Here is a 16,275-nt window from a genome sequence, read left to right as displayed (position 1 = left end):
TGCCGACCTGTAGGCCGGATAAGGCACTTGTGCCGCATCCGGCAATCAATGCCTGATGCGACGCTGTCGCGTCTTATCAGGCCTACAACTATTGCCGACCTGTAGGCCGGATAAGGCACTTGTGCCGCATCCGGCAATCAATGCCTGATGCGACGCTGTCGCGTCTTATCAGGCCTACAACTGTTGCCGACCCGTAGGCCGGATAAGGCGCTCGCGCCGCATCCGGCAGTGTTTACCCGCGGCGACTCAAAATTTCTTTCTCATAAGCCCGCACGCTCTCCAGCCATTCGCTACCTGCTGGCGTATCGTGACGTTGGCAATACATTTCCCAGACCGCCTGCCACGGCAACGATTTCTGCTCTTCCAGCAGTGCCAGACGCGCAGTGTAATCGCCCGCCGCTTCCAGCTTGCGCAGCTCAGCGGTAGGTTCCAGCAACGCACGCAGCAGGGCTTTTTTCATATTGCGTGTACCAATGACCCACGCGGCAATGCGGTTGATAGAGGCATCGAAGAAGTCAAGGCCGATATGCACCCGGTCAAACAGATCGTGACGCACAATCTCACTGGCAATTGCCTGGGTTTCATCATCCAGCAGAACTACGTGATCGCTGTCCCAGCGAACCGGACGGCTGACGTGCAGCAGCAACTGCGGCACATACAGCATGGCGGCGGAAATCTTGTCGGAAATCACTTCAGTCGGGTGGAAATGCCCGGCGTCCAGGCACAGCGCCGTCTGGCGGCTGGTGGCATACCCCAGGTAAAACTCATTGGAGCCAACCGTGTAGCTCTCCGCGCCAATGCCAAACAATTTGCTCTCAACGGCGTCGATATGGTGCGCAGGGTTTAGCTTCTCGCTGATCACCTCATCCAGTGCTGCCAGCAGACGCTGACGCGGGGCGAGACGGTCAACGGTGATATCTTTCATACCATCCGGGATCCAGATGTTCATCACCGATGGTGTGCCGAGTTGCTCGCCAAAATAGGCCGAAACGCGACGGCTAGCTTTGCAGTGATCAATCCAGAACTGGCGAATGCTGTCGTCGGCATGGGAAAGCGTAAAGCCATCGGCGCTTAGCGGATGCGAAAAACAGGAGGGGTTAAAATCCAGACCGAGCTGATTGGCTTTCGCCCATTCAACCCAGTTTTTGAAGTGCTCTGGTTTGATCTGATCGCGCGAGACAGGCGTGTCTGATTCCAGATAGATGGCATGTAAATTAAGCCGTTTCGGCCCCGGAATCAGCCGCATAGCTTGTTCCAGATCGGCTCGTAGCTCACTGGCATTACGCGCTTTGCCCGGATAATTACCAGTAGCCTGAATCCCACCGGTCAGCGAACCTTCCGGGTTTTCAAAACCGGAAACATCATCGCCCTGCCAGCAGTGCATTGAAACGGGTAAACGATCAAGTTGGCGCAGCGCCTCCTCGACATCAATCCCTACTGCCGCGAAACGCTGTTTCGCCAGCTCCCAGGCCTGTTCCAGTTGAGTGGTCATGCGCAAAGCTCCTTTGTCTGTCGTGTAGAGTGAATCCGCGCCACATAGTGGGCAATTTCACTGTCAGGATTAGGGGTAAAGGTGGTCAGATTCGCGGTGGTGCTGACGACCTGACGGAAATCATCCACATTGTTGAGTTCATCCAGCGTCATTAACTGGATGCCGATATTGCCGAGCGTCGAGGCTTCAACAGGCCCGGCGATCACCCGAATACCGCAGGCATCGGCGCATAGCTGGTTGAGCAGCGTGTTCTGGCAGCCTCCGCCGACAATATACAGTTGCGAGAAATCTTCACCGCGCAGCTGCGCCAGCTCATGCAACACATCGGCATACAGCAGCGCCAGACTGTCGAAAATGCAGCGCGCCAGTTCAGCATCACTTTCCGGGATCGGTTGCGCCGTTTCCCGACACGCAGCCTGAATTTCGCTGCACATCGTCTCAGGATTAATAAAGCGATCGTCATTGGGATTGATAATGAAGCGGCAAGCCGGAAGTGCCTGTGTCGCGGAGATAAGCGCCGGAAGATCGTTGATTTGCTGCTCCTGAAGCACTCGCTGAAGCAGCCATAAGCCCATAATATTTTTCAGCACCCGATAGCGACCTTCCGCCCCGCCTTCATTGGTGATGTTGGCTGCCAGTGCCGTGTCATTGGTAAATGGCGTCTGGCTTTCGAAGCCCATCAATGACCAGGTGCCAGAAGAGAGATAAGCAGCACGTGAGCCGTTTAACGGCGAGGCGATAACCGCGCTGGCGGTATCATGGCTGGCAACGGCGACCACTGGAATCTCATTACCCTGCGGGCAAATCCAGTGACCTATGACATTACCCGGATGCGTCGGGCGACCAAACCAGGCTTTGTTGGCCCCGCTCCACGCCAGTAGCGACTCGTCCCAGTCGTCGCTATTGATATTGACCAGTTGCGTGGTCGTGGCGTTGGTATATTCCCAGTTCATCTTGCCGGTCAGGCGATAACTGAAGTAATCCGGCATCAGCAGAGCGTGAGCAATGTGTGGAATAAGTTCAGGTTGTTGCTCCGTCAGCGCACGCAACTGATAAAGCGTATTGAAGGGCAGAAACTGGATGCCGCTACGTTGATAAATATCGCGTTTGCCGAGTTGTTGTTGTGCCTGCGCCATTAGGCCATTGGTGCGGCTATCGCGATAAGCAACGGGCAGGCCCACACGCTGACCCTGTTGGTCGAGCAGCACAAAGTCCACGCCCCAGGTATCAATCCCAATGCTATCGATACGAATCCCTTCCTCGCACACCTTGTTTAATCCAAGGCGAATGGCACTTTCAAGGCTATCCACATCCCAGGTGACATAGCCGTTCTGACTATGCAGCCCATTGTTAAAACGATGGATTTCGCGCAGCGTCAGGCTGCGGCATTCACGCTCGTAACGCGCCAGCATCACGCGCCCACTGGATGCGCCGAGATCGACGGCGACACAATTGCGAAAGGTCATAATGTGATCCTGCTGAATTTCATTACGACCAGTCTAAAAAGCGCCTGAATTCGCGACCTTCTCGTTACTGACAGGAAAATGGGCCATTGGCAACCAGGGAAAGATGAACGTGATGATGTTCACAATTTGCTGAATTGTGGTGATGTGATGCTCACCGCATTTCCTGAAAATTCACGCTGTATCTTGAAAAATCGACGTTTTTTACGTGGTTTTCCGTCGAAAATTTAAGGTAAGAACCTGACCTCGTGATTACTATTTCGCCGTGTTGACGACATCAGGAGGCCAGTATGACCGTATTACATAGTGTGGATTTTTTTCCGTCTGGTAACGCGTCCGTGGCGATAGAACCCCGGCTCCCGCAGGCGGATTTTCCTGAACATCATCATGATTTTCATGAAATTGTGATTGTCGAACATGGCACGGGTATTCATGTGTTTAATGGGCAGCCCTATACCATCACCGGGGCACGGTCTGTTTCGTACGCGATCATGATCGGCATCTGTATGAACATACCGATAATCTGTGTCTGACCAATGTGCTGTATCGCTCGCCGGATCGATTTCAGTTTCTCGCCGGGCTGAATCAGTTGCTGCCACAAGAGCTGGATGGGCAGTATCCGTCTCACTGGCGCGTTAACCACAGCGTATTGCAGCAGGTGCGACAGCTGGTTGCACAGATGGAACAGCAGGAAGGGGAAAATGATTTACCCTCGACCGCCAGTCGCGAGATCTTGTTTATGCAATTACTGCTCTTGCTGCGTAAAAGCAGTTTGCAGGAGAACCTGGAAAACAGCGCATCACGTCTCAACTTGCTTCTGGCCTGGCTGGAGGACCATTTTGCCGATGAGGTGAATTGGGATGCCGTGGCGGATCAATTTTCTCTTTCACTGCGTACGCTACATCGGCAGCTTAAGCAGCAAACGGGACTGACGCCTCAGCGATACCTGAACCGCCTGCGACTGATGAAAGCCCGACATCTGCTACGCCACAGCGAGGCCAGCGTTACTGACATCGCCTATCGCTGTGGATTCAGCGACAGTAACCACTTTTCGACGCTTTTTCGCCGAGAGTTTAACTGGTCACCGCGTGATATTCGCCAGGGACGGGATGGCTTTCTGCAATAACGCGAATCTTCTCAACGTATTTGTACGCCATATTGCGAATAATCAACTTCGTTCTCTGGCCGAGGTAGCCACGGTGGCGCATCAGTTAAAACTTCTCAAAGATGATTTTTTTGCCAGCGACCAGCAGGCAGTCGCTGTGGCTGACCGTTATCCGCAAGATGTCTTTGCTGAACATACACATGATTTTTGTGAGCTGGTGATTGTCTGGCGCGGTAATGGCCTGCATGTACTCAACGATCGCCCTTATCGCATTACCCGTGGCGATCTCTTTTACATTCATGCTGACGATAAACACTCCTACGCTTCCGTTAACGATCTGGTTTTGCAGAATATTATTTATTGCCCGGAGCGTCTGAAGCTGAATCTTGACTGGCAGGGGGCGATTCCGGGATTTAACGCCAGCGCAGGGCAACCACACTGGCGCTTAGGTAGCATGGGGATGGCGCAGGCGCGGCAGGTTATCGGTCAGCTTGAGCATGAAAGTAGTCAGCATGTGCCGTTTGCTAACGAAATGGCTGAGTTGCTGTTCGGGCAGTTGGTGATGTTGCTGAATCGCCATCGTTACACCAGTGATTCGTTGCCGCCAACATCCAGCGAAACGTTGCTGGATAAGCTGATTACCCGGCTGGCGGCTAGCCTGAAAAGTCCCTTTGCGCTGGATAAATTTTGTGATGAGGCATCGTGCAGTGAGCGCGTTTTGCGTCAGCAATTTCGCCAGCAGACTGGAATGACCATCAATCAATATCTGCGACAGGTCAGAGTGTGTCATGCGCAATATCTTCTCCAGCATAGCCGCCTGTTAATCAGTGATATTTCGACCGAATGTGGCTTTGAAGATAGTAACTATTTTTCGGTGGTGTTTACCCGGGAAACCGGGATGACGCCCAGCCAGTGGCGTCATCTCAATTCGCAGAAAGATTAATTCGCCATGCCGATGCCGACGATGTTAGCGGCGACAATAATCACCACACAACCGAGGCTCAACACCGTTACCGGACGGCGTCCTGCATTGTTCCACTCTTTCAGCACCAGCCCGACGATACCGCCGCACAATACATAGAAACTCATATGCAGCATCCAACTGATGTAGTCATACTGCGCCGGAATGCGGGCGTGGCCCCAGGCATAGAAAAAGAATTGCAGATACCACATCAACCCGCCCAGTGTCGAGAGTAACACATTGTGAATGATCAGCGATTTTGCCAGCGAGAAGTCGGCTTTTAGCGACAAATCCTTCACTTTTGCCAGACGAATAAAACAGAAACCGAGGTTAATGATCGCGCCGCCGCCCATGATGACAACATAGCTTGGCAGAGCGACATACAGTGGATCGACGCCAAGTGCGGCAGCGGCTTCATGCATCGGTTTTGCGGCGTTCATCGCAAAGGACATCCCGGCAGAGAAAATGCCGCACATCACCGCCAGCACCAGCCCTTTTTTCAGATTGAACTCTTCGGCTTTAATGCCCATCTTGCGCTCTTTCAACTGCCCGGCGCGAGTTACAATCCCTACGCCAATCAGCGCCACCAGAACGCCGAGCAACGTCATGCGTCCGCCTTCGGTGCTAATCAACACATCGAAATTGCCGTTGATAATTGGCGTCATCAGCGTACCGACAATCAACGTAATGCCAATGGCGATGCCAATTCCCATCGACATGCCGAGATAACGCATGGTCAGGCCGTAGTTGATATTACCGATCCCCCACATAGCGCCGAACAGAAAAACAGGCAGTAGCGTAGAGAGACTAAACGAGCTGTAATACGCCCAGAAATTCGGTAGTAACAGGGCGCTGATGGCCCACGGCAGAATAATCCACGAAACAATCCCACCGACTGACCACATGGTTTCCCATGACCATTTTTTTACTTTTTTGAACGGAGCGTAAAAACAGGCTGCACTGGCCGCGCCGATCAAATGCCAAAATATCCCCATCGTAATCGCGTTACTCATCTTCTTATCCTCATCATTTTTCGTCGCGTCACATCTCCGACGAGATGAGTGTAAAAATCGTGCTGTCGATTAACCTTTCGCCTGTTGCCGCCGTTGTCGATTTACTGGCAATCACGGCATTAAGTGGGTGATTTGCTTCACATCTCGGGCATTTTCCTGCAAAACCATACCCTTACGAAAAGTACGGCATTGATAATCATTTTCAATATCATTTAATTAACTATAATGAACCAACTGCTTACGCGGCATTAACAATCGGCCGCCCGACAATACTGGAGATGAATATGAGCTATACCCTGCCATCCCTGCCGTATGCTTACGATGCCCTGGAACCGCACTTCGATAAGCAGACCATGGAAATCCACCACACCAAACACCATCAGACCTACGTAAACAACGCCAACGCGGCGCTGGAAAGCCTGCCAGAATTTGCCAACCTGCCGGTTGAAGAGCTGATCACCAAACTGGACCAGCTGCCAGCAGACAAGAAAACCGTACTGCGCAACAACGCTGGCGGTCACGCTAACCACAGCCTGTTCTGGAAAGGTCTGAAAAAAGGCACCACCCTGCAGGGTGACCTGAAAGCGGCTATCGAACGTGACTTCGGCTCCGTTGATAACTTCAAAGCAGAATTTGAAAAAGCGGCAGCTTCCCGCTTTGGTTCCGGCTGGGCATGGCTGGTGCTGAAAGGCGATAAACTGGCGGTGGTTTCTACTGCTAACCAGGATTCTCCGCTGATGGGTGAAGCTATTTCTGGCGCTTCCGGCTTCCCGATTATGGGCCTGGATGTGTGGGAACATGCTTACTACCTGAAATTCCAGAACCGCCGTCCGGACTACATTAAAGAGTTCTGGAACGTGGTGAACTGGGACGAAGCAGCGGCACGTTTTGCGGCGAAAAAATAATCATTTGCCGCCTGCTGCAATGAGGCGTATAGGCCGCATATCAGCTTAAAAAATGAACCATCGCCAACGGCGGTGGTTTTTTTGTGATCAATTTCAAAATAAAAACAATGATCCGATAAAAATAAAACAGCGTTTCAATTGATGTGGTTTTGATCACTTTTATTGATTAAATGAATGTCTATCTTCGTTTCCATCAACACTGATGCTCCATTGAGGAATGACGCATCAGCCCTTAAAAATATGCCGACAGGTGATGGAAATGCAGATAAAACGCTCGATTGAGAAAATCCCGGGGGGGATGATGCTCGTCCCGCTATTCCTTGGCGCACTGTGCCACACCTTCTCGCCGGGGGCGGGGAAATATTTTGGATCATTCACCAACGGGATGATTACCGGTACGGTGCCCATTCTGGCGGTGTGGTTTTTTTGCATGGGGGCGTCAATAAAATTAAGCGCGACGGGAACGGTATTGCGTAAATCCGGTACGCTGGTGGTAACAAAAATTGCCGTCGCGTGGGTGGTTGCGGCAATTGCCTCGCGCATTATTCCGGAACATGGTGTTGAAGTTGGATTCTTTGCCGGACTTTCAACGCTGGCGCTGGTGGCGGCGATGGATATGACCAATGGCGGACTTTACGCTTCCATCATGCAGCAGTACGGCACAAAAGAAGAAGCTGGGGCATTTGTGTTGATGTCGTTGGAGTCCGGGCCGCTCATGACGATGATTATTCTGGGCACTGCAGGGATTGCCTCGTTTGAACCGCATGTTTTCGTCGGCGCAGTATTACCGTTCCTGGTGGGCTTTGCCCTGGGGAACCTTGACCCTGAATTACGAGAATTTTTCAGCAAAGCGGTGCAAACGCTGATTCCATTCTTTGCCTTCGCGCTGGGCAATACCATTGATTTGACTGTGATTGCCCAGACTGGTTTGCTGGGGATCCTGTTGGGTGTGGCAGTAATTATCGTGACCGGTATTCCGTTGATTATCGCCGATAAATTGATTGGCGGTGGCGATGGCACTGCCGGAATTGCCGCTTCCAGTTCCGCAGGGGCCGCGGTAGCGACACCTGTGCTGATTGCAGAAATGGTGCCTGCGTTTAAACCGATGGCTCCGGCAGCAACTTCGCTGGTAGCGACGGCGGTCATTGTGACTTCGATTCTGGTGCCAATTCTTACCTCTATCTGGTCACGTAAAGTCAAAGCCAGAGCAGCGAAAATCGAAATTTTAGGTACGGTGAAATAAACCTGCTTCCTTAATCCCCACAGCCGGATGAACTAACGTTCGTCCGGTTTGCTATTGAGTTCCTGCCTGGATACTTACCGCGAAAACAGCACGCCTGACATAAAATAAATATGGTCTAATGGGGAAATTTCTCGTGGAGAGGGAACAGATGCGATATCCGGTTGATGTATACACAGGCAAGATTCAGGCTTATCCCGAAGGCAAACCCAGCGCAATTGCCAAAATCCAGGTTGATGGTGAGTTGATGCTGACGGAGCTGGGGCTGGAAGGTGACGAGCAGGCGGAGAAAAAGGTTCACGGCGGGCCAGACAGAGCGCTGTGTCATTATCCTCGTGAGCACTATCTCTACTGGGCGCGGGAATTTCCGGAACAGGCGGAGTTGTTTGTTGCGCCTGCGTTTGGCGAAAATCTCTCAACCGACGGTCTCACGGAAAGTAATGTTTATATGGGCGATATTTTCCGCTGGGGAGAGGCATTAATTCAGGTCAGCCAGCCGCGCTCGCCTTGCTATAAACTCAATTACCATTTTGATATCAGCGATATAGCGCAGTTGATGCAAAACACGGGTAAAGTGGGGTGGTTGTATAGCGTGATAGCGCCAGGGAAAGTGTCTGCGGACGCGCCTCTGGAGTTGGTTTCCCGTGTCAGCGATGTGACCGTGCAGGAGGCTGCCGCCATCGCATGGCATATGCCGTTTGATGACGATCAATATCACCGTTTACTCTCCGCCGCCGGGTTATCGAAAAGCTGGACGCGGACGATGCAAAAGCGCCGACTGAGCGGCAAGATCGAAGATTTTTCCCGCCGGTTGTGGGGAAAATAACCCCCGGAGTGTAGGCCTGATAAGACGCTATCAGCGTCGCATCAGGCATCCTGCTCAAATGCCGGATGCGGCGTAAACGCCTTATCCTGCCTACAAATGCGGAGTTTAACTCCGCTTATACAGCGGCAACCAAATCACCAGCCGTAAACCGCCCAGCGGGCTGTCTTCTGCCTTCACCCAGCCACGATGCTGCTGAATGGCGGTTTCAACAATCGCCAGCCCCAATCCTGTACCGCCAGATTCACGATCGCGTGCTTCATCGGTCCGATAGAACGGACGGAAAATCTGTTCGCGATCTTCCGGGCTAACGCCAGGACCATCGTCGTCCACCGTAATGGTGATACCGTCTTTATCTACCGCAAAGCCCACTTCAATCTTCGTATGGGAATAACGCAGAGCATTACGAACAATGTTTTCCAGCGCACTTTCCAGGGCGTTCGGATTGCCGTACAGCGGCCACGGCCCAGGCGGGAAGTTAACCGTCAACGACTTGCCCATCTGCTCGGCTTCGAACGCCGCGTTATCCAGCACTTCACTCCACAACTGGTTGGCTTTGATGGTTTCGCTAACCAGCGCGTTTTTTTGCTGATTACGGGACATCACCAACAGATCGTTGATCATGCTGTCCAGACGTTGCGCTTCGGTTTCAATACGCTCCAGTTCCTTGCTTTCACCGCTACGACGGCGCAGTAACGCCGTACCCAGTTGCAGACGCGTCAGCGGGGTGCGCAGCTCGTGAGAGATATCAGAAAGCAGACGCTGCTGAGAGGTCATCATGCGTTCCAGCGCGGTGACCATCTGGTTAAAACTGGCACCTGCGGCAAGGAATTCCTGTGGCCCCGCTTCCAGTTCCGGGTGCTGGCGTAAGTTTCCCTGGGCAACTTCATCGGCAGCGTTTTTCAGCTTACGCGCCGGTTTTGCCAGACTCCAGGCCAACCACAACAGCAGCGGCGTACTGACCAACATGGTGACAATCAGCAGTAATAGCGGGCGGTCAAACAGTAAGTTAATGAAATCGGATTGAGAACTGCTGGCCGGACGAATCAGATAAAGTTGGTAATTATCTTCGCCATCACGTACGGAGAACGGACCGACCAGTTCCACGCGGCCATACTTTTTCTTCTGCGGATGATCGGCGTTATCGGCCTGACCAATAAAGTTACGAATGATCTGCATTTCGCTGCGTTCAGCGCCGATCACGCGGCCTTCGGTGGTCACCAATAACAAACGCTGTCCTGGCGGTGCCCACTTATCAATCGCCCGGAACAGACGCCGCCACCACATTAAATCGTTGGGCGGATCGTTCGCCAGCTCCGCTTCAACATGCTGCTCAATCATCAGCCCCTGACGCTGTTCGCTATCCAGAAGCTCGGTCATCTGGCGTGAATCGAGCTTGGGTAACATCAAAACCAACATCAACACCAGCGCCAGCGTCAGCCAGAAGATGGCGAAGATGCGCGCGGTTAAGCTGCCTATCATGAAGCAGAAACCATCAGGTAGCCGCGACCACGCAAGGTTTTAAACCACGGGTGACCATCTTTACGATCCGGCAGTTTACGACGCAGGTTGGAAATGTGCATATCGATAGCGCGGTCGAAAGGCGTCAGGCGTTTGCCCAGCACTTCCTGGCTTAAATGTTCACGGGAAACCACCTGACCCAGATGCTGTGCCAGCAAATAGAGCAGGGTAAACTCAGTACCGGTTAACTCCAGCGTTTGCCCGTCGAAGCTGGCTTCCTGACGGCCTGGATTCAGCACTAAGGCATCAACTTCCAGTGTCGGTGAACCGTTGTCGTTGTTTTGCTGTTGCTCGCTCCAGTGCGAACGGCGCAGGATCGCGCGAATACGTGCCACCAGCTCACGATCATTAAACGGTTTCGGGAGATAGTCATCTGCGCCCAGCTCAAGGCCGAGAACGCGATCAAGTTCACTGCCGCGCGCCGTCAACATAATGACAGGCGTCTGGTGTGTCTGGCGAAGTGCTTTTAATGTGTCGATACCATTTTTCTTCGGCATCATTACGTCAAGCAAAAGTAAATCAATGCTGTCGTCCAGAAGATCAAGCGCCTGTTCCCCATCGTGGGCAACAATCACGTTGAAGCCTTCCATCTCGAGCAGCTCCTTTAATAGGGAAGTCAGCTCTCGGTCATCATCAACTAACAGGATTTTATTCATTGTTTAAATACCTCCGAGGCAGAAATTACGTCATCAGACGTCGCTAATCCATGACTTTACGTTGTTTTACACCCCCTGACGCATGTTTGCAGCCTGAATCGTAAACTCTCTATCGTTGAATCGCGACAGAAAGATTTTGGGAGCAAATGATGCGCATAGTTACCGCTGCCGTCATGGCCTCAACGCTGGCAGTCAGTTCATTAAGCCACGCTGCTGAAGTCGGTTCAGGCGATAACTGGCATCCGGGTGAAGAACTTACGCAGCGCAGTACGCAGAGCCATATGTTCGACGGCATAAGTTTAACCGAACATCAGCGTCAGCAGATGCGAGATCTTATGCAACAGGCCCGGCACGAACAGCCTCCTGTTAATGTTAGCGAACTGGAGACAATGCATCGCCTTGTCACCGCAGAAAATTTTGATGAAAACGCTGTGCGCGCACAGGCAGAAAAAATGGCGAATGAGCAAATTGCTCGTCAGGTTGAGATGGCAAAAGTCCGCAACCAAATGTATCGCCTGTTAACGCCGGAGCAGCAAGCGGTTTTAAACGAGAAACATCAACAACGAATGGAGCAGTTGCGCGACGTGACGCAATGGCAAAAAAGTTCATCGTTGAAGCTATTGAGTAGTAGCAACTCACGTTCCCAGTAGTAAACCCTGTTTTCCTTGCCATAGACACCATCCCTGTCTTCCCCCACATGATGTGGGGTTTTTTTTTATCCTCAATTTGCCTGCTGCTTAATGCATTGCAGATGATTTGCTTCCGTTATACTAGCGTCAGTTGATAGCGGGAGTATTTATGAATCAATCTTATGGACGGCTGGTCAGTCGGGCGGCGATTGCTGCGACGGCGATGGCTTCGTTGCTATTGCTGATTAAAATTTTTGCATGGTGGTATACCGGGTCGGTGAGTATTCTCGCCGCGCTGGTGGATTCGCTGGTGGATATCGGCGCGTCGTTGACGAATTTACTGGTGGTGCGATATTCCCTGCAACCTGCCGACGATAATCACTCGTTTGGTCACGGTAAAGCAGAGTCCCTCGCGGCGCTGGCGCAAAGTATGTTTATCTCCGGTTCGGCACTATTCCTGTTTTTGACGGGTATTCAACATCTGATATCTCCAACACCGATGACAGATCCAGGCGTCGGGGTTATCGTGACAATTGTGGCGCTAATTTGTACGATTATCCTTGTCTCGTTTCAGCGTTGGGTGGTGCGGCGGACGCAAAGCCAGGCGGTGCGGGCTGATATGCTACATTACCAGTCTGATGTTATGATGAACGGCGCAATTCTGCTGGCGCTGGGGTTGTCCTGGTACGGCTGGCATCGCGCCGATGCTCTGTTTGCATTGGGAATCGGCATCTATATTTTATATAGCGCGTTACGCATGGGATATGAGGCGGTACAGTCATTACTGGATCGCGCATTGCCTGATGAGGAACGGCAAGAAATTATTGATATCGTGACTTCCTGGCCGGGTGTTAGCGGCGCTCACGATCTTCGCACGCGGCAGTCAGGGCCGACCCGCTTTATTCAGATTCATTTGGAAATGGAAGACTCTCTGCCTTTGGTTCAGGCACATATGGTGGCGGATCAGGTAGAGCAGGCTATTTTACGGCGTTTTCCGGGATCGGATGTAATTATCCATCAGGACCCCTGTTCCGTCGTACCCAGGGAGGGTAAACGGTCTATGCTTTCATAATCAGTATAAAAGAGAGCCAGACCCGCATTTTGTGTATAAAATACCGCCATTTGGCCTGACCTGAATCAATTCAGCAGGAAGTGATTGTTATACTATTTGCACATTCGTTGGATCACTTCGATGTGCAAGAAGACTTCCGGCAACAGATTTTATTTTGCATTCCAAAGTTCAGAGGTAGTCATGATTAAGAAAATCGGTGTGTTGACAAGCGGCGGTGATGCGCCAGGCATGAACGCCGCAATTCGCGGGGTTGTTCGTTCTGCGCTGACAGAAGGTCTGGAAGTAATGGGCATTTATGACGGCTATCTGGGTCTGTATGAAGACCGTATGGTACAGCTAGACCGTTACAGCGTGTCTGACATGATCAACCGTGGCGGTACGTTCCTCGGTTCTGCGCGTTTCCCGGAATTCCGCGACGAGAACATCCGCGCCGTGGCTATCGAAAACCTGAAAAAACGTGGTATCGACGCGCTGGTGGTTATCGGCGGTGACGGTTCCTACATGGGTGCAATGCGTCTGACCGAAATGGGCTTCCCGTGCATCGGTCTGCCGGGCACTATCGACAACGACATCAAAGGCACTGACTACACTATCGGTTTCTTCACTGCGCTGAGCACCGTTGTAGAAGCGATCGACCGTCTGCGTGACACCTCTTCTTCTCACCAGCGTATTTCCGTGGTGGAAGTGATGGGCCGTTATTGTGGCGATCTGACGTTGGCTGCGGCCATTGCCGGTGGCTGTGAATTCGTTGTGGTTCCGGAAGTTGAATTCAGCCGTGAAGACCTGGTAAACGAAATCAAAGCGGGTATCGCGAAAGGTAAAAAACACGCGATCGTGGCGATTACCGAACATATGTGTGATGTTGACGAACTGGCGCATTTCATCGAGAAAGAAACCGGTCGTGAAACCCGCGCAACTGTGCTGGGCCACATCCAGCGCGGTGGTTCTCCGGTGCCTTACGACCGTATTCTGGCTTCCCGTATGGGCGCTTACGCTATCGATCTGCTGCTGGCAGGTTACGGCGGTCGTTGCGTAGGTATCCAGAACGAACAGTTGGTTCACCACGACATCATCGACGCTATCGAAAACATGAAGCGTCCGTTCAAAGGCGACTGGCTGGACTGCGCGAAAAAACTGTATTAATGATTTCGGAAAAAGGCAGATTCCTTTAGCCTGAAACCGATGACAGAAGCAAAAATGCCTGATGCGCTTCGCTTATCAGGCCTACATGAATTCTGCAATTTATTGAATTTGCAAACTTTTGTAGGCCGGATAAGGCGTTCGCGCCGCATCCGGCATGGACAAAGCGCACTTTGTCAGTAATATGAGGCGGATTTCTTCCGCCTTTTTAATCCCCCAACATATACCCGCAAGTTATAGCCAATCTTTTTTTATTCTTTAATGTTTGGTTAACCTTCTGGCACGCTTTGCTCATCACAACACAACATAAGAGAGTCGGGCGATGAACAAGTGGGGCGTAGGGTTAACATTTTTGCTGGCGGCAACCAGCGTTATGGCAAAGGATATTCAGCTTCTTAACGTTTCATATGATCCAACGCGCGAATTGTACGAACAGTACAACAAGGCATTCAGCGCCCACTGGAAACAGCAAACTGGTGATAACGTGGTGATTCGTCAGTCACACGGTGGCTCAGGTAAACAAGCGACGTCGGTGATCAACGGTATTGAAGCTGATGTTGTCACGCTGGCTCTGGCCTATGACGTGGACGCAATTGCGGAACGCGGGCGGATTGATAAAGAGTGGATCAAACGTCTGCCGGATAACTCCGCACCGTACACTTCCACCATTGTTTTCCTGGTACGTAAGGGAAATCCGAAGCAGATCCATGACTGGAACGATCTGATTAAACCGGGTGTTTCGGTGATCACGCCTAATCCGAAAAGCTCTGGTGGCGCGCGCTGGAATTACTTGGCAGCCTGGGGCTACGCGCTGCATCACAACAACAACGATCAGGCAAAAGCACAGGATTTTGTTCGGGCACTGTATAAAAACGTCGAAGTTCTGGATTCTGGCGCGCGCGGCTCCACTAACACTTTTGTCGAGCGCGGAATTGGCGATGTACTGATTGCCTGGGAAAACGAAGCTCTGTTGGCAGCGAATGAACTGGGGAAAGATAAATTCGAAATCGTCACGCCGAGTGAGTCTATCCTCGCGGAACCAACCGTGTCGGTGGTCGATAAAGTGGTCGAGAAAAAAGGTACTAAAGAGGTGGCGGAAGCCTACCTGAAATATCTCTACTCGCCAGAAGGTCAGGAAATTGCCGCGAAAAACTACTACCGTCCGCGCGACGCTGAGGTGGCGAAAAAGTACGAAAATGCGTTTCCAAAGCTGAAGTTATTCACCATTGATGAAGAGTTCGGCGGCTGGACGAAAGCGCAAAAAGAGCATTTTGCTAACGGCGGTACGTTCGATCAGATCAGCAAACGCTGATTTCCCCAGGATAATTATCAAACCCGGTGGTTTCTCGCGACCGGGTTTTTTATTTGTCACGATTTTGCGTTACCCTTGCATCTCTTTGAGGTACAGGGAAAAAAAGATGAAAAAAGCGGGTCTTCTTTTTTTGGTGATGATAGTTATCGCCGTTGTGGCTGCCGGTATTGGTTACTGGAAATTAACCGGTGAAGAGTCGGATACATTACGTAAGATTGTCCTTGAGGAATGTTTGCCCAATCAGCAGCAAAATCAAAATCCTTCGCCATGTGCGGAAGTCAAACCCAATGCCGGATACGTGGTTTTAAAAGATCTTAATGGTCCACTGCAATATCTGTTGATGCCAACGTATCGTATTAACGGTACTGAAAGTCCTTTGTTGACCGATCCTTCAACGCCGAACTTCTTTTGGTTGGCCTGGCAGGCGCGTGATTTTATGAGCAAAAAATACGGCCAGCCGGTTCCCGATCGCGCGGTTTCTTTGGCGATCAACTCCCGCACCGGGCGTACGCAAAACCATTTTCATATTCATATCTCTTGTATTCGTCCTGATGTGCGCGAACAACTGGATAACAATCTGGCGAACATCAGCAGCCGCTGGTTGCCACTGCCAGGTGGTTTGCGCGGGCATGAATACCTGGCGCGTCGGGTAACGGAAAGCGAACTGGTACTACGCAGCCCATTTATAATGCTGGCAGAAGAAGTACCTGAGGCGCGGGAACATATGGGAAGCTACGGGCTGGCGATGGTACGGCAGAGTGATAACTCATTTGTATTGCTGGCGACACAACGAAATCTACTGACGCTTAACCGTGCTTCAGCCGAGGAAATTCAGGATCATCAGTGTGAGATTTTGCGTTAAGGCGAAGAGGGTAATGACTCCAACTTATTGATAGTGTTTTATGTTCAGATAATGCCCGATGACTTTGTCATGCAGCTCCAC

The 16,275-nt window shown here is 51.6% G+C and carries 15 protein-coding genes and 1 pseudogene; 10 read left to right on the top strand and 6 right to left on the bottom strand.

Annotation, left to right across the window (positions count from 1 at the left end; translation table 11 throughout):
* Positions 1 to 232: 232 nt before the first annotated feature.
* Together rhaA and rhaB are read right to left on the bottom strand one after the other, a co-directional pair.
* Complete coding sequence (rhaA, locus tag RTW80_RS20295; protein ID WP_000211497.1) at positions 233 to 1,492, bottom strand: L-rhamnose isomerase; 1,260 nt, start codon at positions 1,490 to 1,492, stop codon at positions 233 to 235.
* Positions 1,489 to 2,958 carry a rhamnulokinase gene (gene rhaB, locus RTW80_RS20290; protein WP_000144074.1) on the bottom strand — a complete coding sequence of 490 codons (1,470 nt, stop codon included), beginning with the start codon at positions 2,956 to 2,958 and terminating at the stop codon, positions 1,489 to 1,491. Before rhaB ends, rhaA begins: the two co-directional genes overlap by 4 nt.
* A gap of 287 nt (positions 2,959 to 3,245) precedes the next feature.
* Between rhaB and rhaS the strand changes: the two are divergent.
* Positions 3,246 to 4,081: pseudogene (gene rhaS / locus RTW80_RS20285) on the top strand (HTH-type transcriptional activator RhaS).
* 73 nt (positions 4,082 to 4,154) lie between these two features.
* Positions 4,155 to 5,003, top strand: a complete 849-nt coding sequence (rhaR, locus tag RTW80_RS20280; protein ID WP_001336056.1) for an HTH-type transcriptional activator RhaR — start codon at positions 4,155 to 4,157, stop codon at positions 5,001 to 5,003.
* On the opposite strand, the gene rhaT is transcribed toward rhaR, so the two are convergent.
* The gene (gene rhaT, locus RTW80_RS20275; protein WP_000063517.1) at positions 5,000 to 6,034 is read right to left on the bottom strand and encodes an L-rhamnose/proton symporter RhaT; all 1,035 of its coding nucleotides are present in this window, start codon (positions 6,032 to 6,034) and stop codon (positions 5,000 to 5,002) included. The two genes, rhaR and rhaT, sit on opposite strands and share 4 nt — an antisense overlap.
* A 284-nt stretch (positions 6,035 to 6,318) precedes the next feature.
* Between rhaT and sodA the strand changes: the two genes are divergently transcribed.
* The 3 genes from sodA (at position 6,319) to yiiM (ending at position 9,005) form a co-directional block, all read left to right on the top strand.
* Positions 6,319 to 6,939 (top strand): superoxide dismutase [Mn], encoded by a 621-nt coding sequence (gene sodA / locus RTW80_RS20270; protein ID WP_000122641.1) that lies wholly within the window; start codon positions 6,319 to 6,321, stop codon positions 6,937 to 6,939.
* Between the two features lie 259 nt (positions 6,940 to 7,198).
* Positions 7,199 to 8,182: a 2-keto-3-deoxygluconate transporter gene (gene kdgT, locus RTW80_RS20265; protein WP_001166063.1), complete on the top strand. Its 984-nt coding sequence runs from the start codon at positions 7,199 to 7,201 to the stop codon at positions 8,180 to 8,182.
* A 148-nt stretch (positions 8,183 to 8,330) separates the two neighbouring features.
* Positions 8,331 to 9,005: a 6-hydroxyaminopurine reductase gene (yiiM, locus tag RTW80_RS20260; RefSeq protein ID WP_001270260.1), complete on the top strand. Its 675-nt coding sequence runs from the start codon at positions 8,331 to 8,333 to the stop codon at positions 9,003 to 9,005.
* 105 nt (positions 9,006 to 9,110) lie between these two features.
* Here the strand turns inward: yiiM and cpxA are convergent, their stop codons facing one another.
* Positions 9,111 to 10,484 carry an envelope stress sensor histidine kinase CpxA gene (gene cpxA / locus RTW80_RS20255; protein WP_000580417.1) on the bottom strand — a complete coding sequence of 458 codons (1,374 nt, stop codon included), beginning with the start codon at positions 10,482 to 10,484 and terminating at the stop codon, positions 9,111 to 9,113.
* Positions 10,481 to 11,179, bottom strand: a complete 699-nt coding sequence (cpxR, locus tag RTW80_RS20250; protein ID WP_001033722.1) for an envelope stress response regulator transcription factor CpxR — start codon at positions 11,177 to 11,179, stop codon at positions 10,481 to 10,483. Before cpxR ends, cpxA begins: the two co-directional genes overlap by 4 nt.
* Before the next feature lie 149 nt (positions 11,180 to 11,328).
* Here cpxR and cpxP point away from each other — a divergent pair, with 149 nt between their 5' ends.
* The 5 genes from cpxP (at position 11,329) to cdh (ending at position 16,194) form a co-directional block, all read left to right on the top strand.
* Positions 11,329 to 11,829 carry a cell-envelope stress modulator CpxP gene (gene cpxP, locus RTW80_RS20245; RefSeq protein WP_001223800.1) on the top strand — a complete coding sequence of 167 codons (501 nt, stop codon included), beginning with the start codon at positions 11,329 to 11,331 and terminating at the stop codon, positions 11,827 to 11,829.
* Between the two features lie 148 nt (positions 11,830 to 11,977).
* Positions 11,978 to 12,880 (top strand): CDF family cation-efflux transporter FieF, encoded by a 903-nt coding sequence (gene fieF / locus RTW80_RS20240; RefSeq protein WP_001076742.1) that lies wholly within the window; start codon positions 11,978 to 11,980, stop codon positions 12,878 to 12,880.
* Positions 12,881 to 13,060: 180 nt separating this feature from the next.
* On the top strand, positions 13,061 to 14,023 hold the full coding sequence (gene pfkA, locus RTW80_RS20235; protein WP_000591795.1) for a 6-phosphofructokinase: 963 nt from the start codon (positions 13,061 to 13,063) through the stop codon (positions 14,021 to 14,023).
* Positions 14,024 to 14,342: 319 nt separating this feature from the next.
* Positions 14,343 to 15,332: a sulfate/thiosulfate ABC transporter substrate-binding protein Sbp gene (gene sbp / locus RTW80_RS20230; RefSeq protein WP_001045689.1), complete on the top strand. Its 990-nt coding sequence runs from the start codon at positions 14,343 to 14,345 to the stop codon at positions 15,330 to 15,332.
* A gap of 106 nt (positions 15,333 to 15,438) precedes the next feature.
* Positions 15,439 to 16,194: a CDP-diacylglycerol diphosphatase gene (cdh, locus tag RTW80_RS20225; protein ID WP_063119347.1), complete on the top strand. Its 756-nt coding sequence runs from the start codon at positions 15,439 to 15,441 to the stop codon at positions 16,192 to 16,194.
* Between the two features lie 24 nt (positions 16,195 to 16,218).
* Here the strand turns inward: cdh and RTW80_RS31550 are convergent, their stop codons facing one another.
* Positions 16,219 to 16,275 carry an IS1 family transposase gene (locus RTW80_RS31550; protein ID WP_003032489.1) on the bottom strand — a complete coding sequence of 19 codons (57 nt, stop codon included), beginning with the start codon at positions 16,273 to 16,275 and terminating at the stop codon, positions 16,219 to 16,221.

The sequence above is a fragment of the Escherichia sp. AM3 genome (assembly GCF_032029835.1).
In the GTDB taxonomy this organism is placed as follows: domain Bacteria; phylum Pseudomonadota; class Gammaproteobacteria; order Enterobacterales; family Enterobacteriaceae; genus Escherichia; species Escherichia coli.
This window is presented reverse-complemented; position numbering and strand designations above follow the sequence as displayed.

What these genes read in the sequence shown, in the direction of transcription:
- cdh (WP_063119347.1), top strand. Translation starts at nt 15,439, where the DNA reads ATGAAAAAAGCGGGTCTTCTTTTTTTGGTGATGATAGTTATCGCCGTT.
- fieF (WP_001076742.1), top strand. Translation starts at nt 11,978, where the DNA reads ATGAATCAATCTTATGGACGGCTGGTCAGTCGGGCGGCGATTGCTGCG.
- rhaB (WP_000144074.1), bottom strand. Translation starts at nt 2,958, where the DNA reads ATGACCTTTCGCAATTGTGTCGCCGTCGATCTCGGCGCATCCAGTGGG.
- cpxP (WP_001223800.1), top strand. Translation starts at nt 11,329, where the DNA reads ATGCGCATAGTTACCGCTGCCGTCATGGCCTCAACGCTGGCAGTCAGT.
- sodA (WP_000122641.1), top strand. Translation starts at nt 6,319, where the DNA reads ATGAGCTATACCCTGCCATCCCTGCCGTATGCTTACGATGCCCTGGAA.
- cpxA (WP_000580417.1), bottom strand. Translation starts at nt 10,484, where the DNA reads ATGATAGGCAGCTTAACCGCGCGCATCTTCGCCATCTTCTGGCTGACG.
- rhaT (WP_000063517.1), bottom strand. Translation starts at nt 6,034, where the DNA reads ATGAGTAACGCGATTACGATGGGGATATTTTGGCATTTGATCGGCGCG.
- yiiM (WP_001270260.1), top strand. Translation starts at nt 8,331, where the DNA reads ATGCGATATCCGGTTGATGTATACACAGGCAAGATTCAGGCTTATCCC.
- cpxR (WP_001033722.1), bottom strand. Translation starts at nt 11,179, where the DNA reads ATGAATAAAATCCTGTTAGTTGATGATGACCGAGAGCTGACTTCCCTA.
- pfkA (WP_000591795.1), top strand. Translation starts at nt 13,061, where the DNA reads ATGATTAAGAAAATCGGTGTGTTGACAAGCGGCGGTGATGCGCCAGGC.
- kdgT (WP_001166063.1), top strand. Translation starts at nt 7,199, where the DNA reads ATGCAGATAAAACGCTCGATTGAGAAAATCCCGGGGGGGATGATGCTC.
- sbp (WP_001045689.1), top strand. Translation starts at nt 14,343, where the DNA reads ATGAACAAGTGGGGCGTAGGGTTAACATTTTTGCTGGCGGCAACCAGC.
- rhaA (WP_000211497.1), bottom strand. Translation starts at nt 1,492, where the DNA reads ATGACCACTCAACTGGAACAGGCCTGGGAGCTGGCGAAACAGCGTTTC.